Source organism: Agromyces tardus (genome assembly GCF_003710805.1).
Classification (GTDB): Bacteria; Actinomycetota; Actinomycetes; order Actinomycetales; family Microbacteriaceae; genus Agromyces; species Agromyces tardus.
On record NZ_RHHB01000088.1, the window covers coordinates 1 to 4,951 of the forward strand.

General features: G+C 72.1%; 5 protein-coding genes. 4 read left to right on the forward strand and 1 reads right to left on the reverse strand.

Going from position 1 to position 4,951, the window contains the following annotated elements; all coding sequences use genetic code 11:
- The 4 genes from EDM22_RS19230 to EDM22_RS19245 all read left to right on the forward strand — a co-directional run.
- On the forward strand, positions 1-1,090 hold a 1,090-nt coding region (locus EDM22_RS19230), incomplete at its 5' end, for an amino acid ABC transporter permease (RefSeq protein ID WP_425455164.1).
- Positions 1,087-1,911 carry an amino acid ABC transporter ATP-binding protein gene (locus tag EDM22_RS19235; RefSeq protein ID WP_122938698.1) on the forward strand — a complete coding sequence of 275 codons (825 nt, stop codon included), beginning with the start codon at positions 1,087-1,089 and terminating at the stop codon, positions 1,909-1,911. The genes EDM22_RS19230 and EDM22_RS19235, both read left to right, overlap by 4 nt.
- 112 nt (positions 1,912-2,023) lie before the next feature.
- The gene (locus EDM22_RS19240; protein WP_122938699.1) at positions 2,024-3,046 is read left to right on the forward strand and encodes an ABC transporter substrate-binding protein; all 1,023 of its coding nucleotides are present in this window, start codon (positions 2,024-2,026) and stop codon (positions 3,044-3,046) included.
- Positions 3,047-3,473: 427 nt separating this feature from the next.
- A complete protein-coding gene (locus tag EDM22_RS19245; RefSeq protein ID WP_212592002.1) occupies positions 3,474-4,034 on the forward strand; it encodes a GNAT family N-acetyltransferase in 561 nt (186 codons plus the stop codon).
- 19 nt (positions 4,035-4,053) lie between these two features.
- Here EDM22_RS19245 and EDM22_RS19760 read toward each other — a convergent pair.
- Positions 4,054-4,951, reverse strand: an 898-nt coding sequence (locus EDM22_RS19760) for an LLM class flavin-dependent oxidoreductase (protein WP_122938700.1), incomplete at its 5' end; no start/stop codon positions are given.

The following is a 4,951-nucleotide window of genomic DNA, read 5'->3' on the forward strand; positions in this document are numbered from 1 at the left end:
GGCCCCCGCCGACGCTCCGACCGGCGCCCAGGCGGCGGGTGCCGTGGGCGCCGAGGGGCAGCCCGTCGCGGCCGTCCCGCCCACGGACGCCGCCGCCCCCCGGCACGAGGCGGGCCTGCGCGTCGTTCCGGTGAAGCACTGGGGTCGCTGGGCGCTCTCGGCGATCGTCGCGTTCGTCATCCTGCAGTTCCTCTGGTCGCTCGCCACCAACCCCCAGTGGCAGTGGAACGTGTTCGCGGAGTACTTCTTCGCCCCGTCGGTGATCAACGGCCTGTGGCTGACCCTCGGCCTCACCGTGGTGTCGGGAGTGGCGGGCTTCGTGCTCGGTGCGGTGCTCGCCGTCTTCCGGCTGTCGAAGTCGCCGCTGCTCAACGCCGCGGCCTGGTGGTACATCTGGTTCTTCCGCTCCGTGCCGCTCGTCGTGCAGATCCTCGTCTGGTACAACCTCGGCTACCTCTACCCGACGCTCGGCCTCGGCACCCCGTTCACCACCGACTTCTGGCTCCTCGAGTTCCCGACCACGACGCTCATCAGCGCGTTCGCCGCCGCGGCGATCGGCCTCTCGCTGCACCAGGCCGCGTACTCGGCGGAGATCATCCGGGCCGGCATCCTCTCGGTCGACCAGGGCCAGCTCGAGGCCGCAGGAGCGCTCGGCCTGCCCCGCCGCATCCGCTTCTTCCGCATCACGCTGCCGCAGGCCGCGCGCGCCATCGTGCCGAACGCGTTCAACGAGATCATCGGACTCGTGAAGGGCACCTCGGTCGTCTTCATCGTCGCCCTGCCGGAGCTGTTCTACACCGTGCAGGTCATCTACAACCGCAACCAGCGCGTCATCCCGCTGCTGCTCGTGGCCGTGGTCTGGTACGCGCTCATCACGACGATCCTCTCGATCGCGCAGTACCACGTGGAGCGGCGCTTCGCCCGCGGCGCGGTGCGCGAGCTGCCGCCCACGCCGATCCAACGCGCCACGTCCTGGGCCCGGATCCAGTGGCAGCGGCTCGGCGATGCGCCGGCGCACGGATCGCTCACGCCGGCGGGTGCCGCCGCCGCATCCGGAACCGCCTCGACCCGCACCGGAGGTGCCGCATGACCAGCACGACGCTCACGCCGTCGTTCGACGAGCAGTACGTTCCCACCCGCAGGGCCGCGACCGTCGGCCGTGTCGAGATCACGGATGTCACGAAGGCCTACGGTGCCAACACCGTGCTGCGCGACGTGTCGCTCGCCATCGAGCCGGGCCAGGTCGTCGTGCTGATCGGCCCGTCGGGATCCGGCAAGTCCACTCTCCTGCGCGCCATCAACCACCTCGAGACCGTGGACCGCGGATCGATCACCGTCGACGGGCAGTACATCGGCTACGAGCGCAAGGGCGACACCCTGCACGAGCTGCGGGAGGCGGAGATCCTGCGCCGCCGCACCCAGGTGGGCCTCGTCTTCCAGAACTTCAACCTGTTCCCGCACCTCACGGCGATCGAGAACATCATCGAGGCGCCGGTCGCACACGGGCGGCTCACGAAGCAGGACGCGCGTGCGCTCGCCGAGGGGCTCCTCGCCCGGGTCGGCCTGGCCGACAAGGCCGACCACTACCCGCGCCAGCTCTCGGGCGGCCAGCAGCAGCGGGTCGCGATCGCGCGGGCGCTCGCGCTCTCGCCGAAAGTGCTGCTGTTCGACGAGCCCACGAGCGCGCTCGACCCGGAGCTCGTCGGCGAGGTGCTCGACGTGATCCGCGGCCTCGCGCGCGACGGCACCACGCTCGTGATCGTCACGCACGAGATCGGCTTCGCCCGCGAGGTGGCCGACCGCATCGTCTTCCTCGACCACGGCGAAATCGTGGAGGAGGGCACCCCCGGGCAGGTCCTGCGCACTCCCCAGCAGGCCCGCACCCGCGACTTCCTCGCCAAGGTGCTCTGACCCCGAGCACCCAGGCGAGAAGAAACCCGGCGCGGCAATTGCGCTGCCGCGCCGGGTGCATCCGAGAAACCACCCGGCTATCGGACGGAACCAACACTAGGAGAGTCCTCTCATGGCAATCAACAAGAAGCAGGTGGGGGTGATCGTCGCGGGTGTCGCGGCGGTCGCGCTCATCGGTGGCGGCATCGCCTGGGCGGTCAGCGCCGGCAACTCCGCCGCCGCCGAGACCGCGGCATCCGGCAGCACCGAGGAGCAGGTCGCGGCTGCCTCGCAGTTCGACCTCACCTCGCAGAACGCGAAGGATCGCCCCACGATCGAGCCCGTGCAGGCCGCGGTCGACGCGCTCGAACAGAGCGGGTTCCAGCCGATCGAGGCCGGCAAGCTCACCGTGGCGATCTCGCCGTGGGCCGCGCCGCTCGGCGTGCTCGCCTCCGACGACGACGCCACCGTCATCGGCACCGAGGCGGACTTCGGCTCGCTCGTCGCCGACGGCCTCGGCCTCGCGTACCACCCCGTCGCAGTGAACTGGGCCGACTGGCCGCTCGGCATCCAGTCGGGCAAGTACGACCTGATCGTCTCGAACGTCACGGTCACCGAGGAGCGCAAGGAGCTGTACGACTTCGCGAGCTACCGCCAGGACCTGCTCGGCTTCTACGTGCAGGCCGACAGCGACATCGACTCGATCACGAGCTCGGCCGACATCTCGGGCCTGAAGATCGTCGTCGGCTCGGGCACGAACCAGGAGAAGATCCTGCTCGCGTGGAACGAGGAGCTCGAGAAGGCGGGTGAGGAGCCGGCCGAGCTCGTCTACTACGACGACCAGGCGGCATCCGACCTCGCCCTCTCGTCGGGCCGCGTGGACGCCACTTTCGGTCCGAACGCGACCGCCGCGTACCGCGCCGCGACCACCGGCGAGACCAAGCTCGTCGGCACCCTGAACGGCGGCTGGCCCGAGACCGCGCCGATCGCCGCGGGCACCGCCAAGGGCAACGGCCTCATCGAGCCCGTGCAGCTCGTGCTGCAGTCGATCATCGACGACGGCACCTACGCCGAGGTGCTCGACCGCTGGGCGCTCACGAGCGAGGCGGTCGAGAAGTCCGAGATCAACCCGCCCGGACTGCCCAAGTCCGAGTAGCGGTTCGAGCACGACGGATGCCGCGTGGCCGATGGGCCGCGCGGCATCCGCCGTTTCCGGCGCGGCGGTCTCCGGCATGGGCGTCGGGCCGTGCACGTGGAGTTCAGGCGTGGCGGTCTCCGGCGCGGGCGTCGGGCCCTGCGCGTGGGGTTCCGGCCCCTCGGCCTCCGGCAGGGCCGTCGAGCCCGGCGCGTGGTATTCAGGGCACCGCCATCGGGCCCGCCGTGACGTCGTCTCTCCGCGGACGGCGGTGGAAAAGTATCCGCGGGATACCTCTCCACCGGTTCGTGGGCGGAAACGATGGCGCGGTGCGCGGCTGATGGTGCGGCGACGGTGGGACGATGACACGTGCGCGTTCCCTGGGCCGCCAGTGATGCGGCATCCGCTGATTGCGGCAGGGCGGAGGCGTGCTCGGTAGGGTTCGGTCATGGACTCCCCGGTGCGGGTGCGTCGCGCGCGGCTCGACGATGCTGCGGAGATGGCGCGGGTGAACGTGCGCTCGTGGCGCGAGACGTATCGCGGGGTCATGACGGACCGTGTCCTCGACGACCCGGGGCTCCCCACAGCCCGGGAACGGTTCTGGACCGCCATTCTCAGCGAGGAGCGCTTCCGTGCGAACCGTGTCGCGGTGGCCGAGCGCGACGGTGTCGTGATCGGGATCGCGATGGCCGGAGCCCCGGAGCCCGCCCGGGCGGGGTGGGACACGCATCTGTTCGTGCTGTACGTCGTGGCGGCCGAGCACGGAACCGGCACGGGGGCCGCGCTCCTGGACGCCGTGGTCGGCCCGCAGGAGTCGGTGGCGCTGTGGGTCGCCGATCCGAATCCCCGGGCGCAGGCGTTCTATCGCAAGCACGGGTTCGTTCCCGACGGCACGGTGCAGGTGGACGACGGGGTGCGCGAGATCCGCATGGTGCGGATGCCGCCGGCGCTGCCGGCTCCGGACGGGCGGGACTGGTACGACGACCCGTCCTCCGGTCAGTCGACGTAGCCCTCGACCGCCACGGCGCTCACGGGGTCACTCCGGCGAGGATCGCGGCGGGGTCGCTGTCGGCGCGCGCGGCGTCGGCGTGGGCGTCGGCAGGACCGTGCGCCTCACCCCCCGCCGCCCACGCCTCGGCGAGCAGCCGGTACGACGCGACGCGCGCGTCGTGGTCGTGGGTGATCGTGGTCACGAGCAGCTCGTCGGCGCCGGTGACGCGCTGCAGCGTCTCGAGCAGGCCCACGACGGTCTCGGGCGAGCCCACGAAGCGCGTGTCGAGGCGGTCCTGCACGGCGGCGAGCTCGATCGGGCCGAGCTCGGCGTCGGGCACCGCGTCCTCGGGGCGCGGGTACGGCACGGCGCCCTGGCCCTCGCGGATCGAGAGCACCCACTCGGCGTATCCGGCCGCGAGGCGCTGGGCCTCGGCATCCGTCTCGGCGACGACCACGTCGACCGACACGATCGTGTGCGGGCGGTCGAGCTCGGTCGACGGCTCGAAGTGCGCGCGGTACTCGGCGAGCGACTCGAGCACTCCGCTGGGGGCGACGTGGTAGTTCGCGCCGTAGCGCAGGCCGAGGCGGCCGGCGAGGCGAGCGCTCTCGCCCGCGGTCGACCCGTGCACCCATACCTGCACGTCGGTGCCCTCGGCGGGCTGCACGCTCACCGGGATGCCGTCGCCGACGTAGCCGCCGGCGAAGAACGCCCGCAGGTCGTCGACGGTCTCGGCGAACCTCGCGGCGTCGCCCGGCACCCGGCCGAGGAGGCGTCCCTGCAGGGCGAAGCGCGCGCGGTCGAACGCGAAGGCGCGCGCCGGCGGCACCACGAGGCCGTCGACGACGGCGTTCCCGAGGGCCGGGGCGGCAGCGGAGCCCGCACGGTCGCCGGATGCCGCGACCGGGGCGCCGGCGTCGGCGTCGGCCGGCGTC

Coding starts and splice junctions, on each gene's coding strand:
- EDM22_RS19240 (WP_122938699.1), top strand. CDS start 2,024: ATGGCAATCAACAAGAAGCAGGTGGGGGTGATCGTCGCGGGTGTCGCG.
- EDM22_RS19235 (WP_122938698.1), top strand. CDS start 1,087: ATGACCAGCACGACGCTCACGCCGTCGTTCGACGAGCAGTACGTTCCC.
- EDM22_RS19245 (WP_212592002.1), top strand. CDS start 3,474: ATGGACTCCCCGGTGCGGGTGCGTCGCGCGCGGCTCGACGATGCTGCG.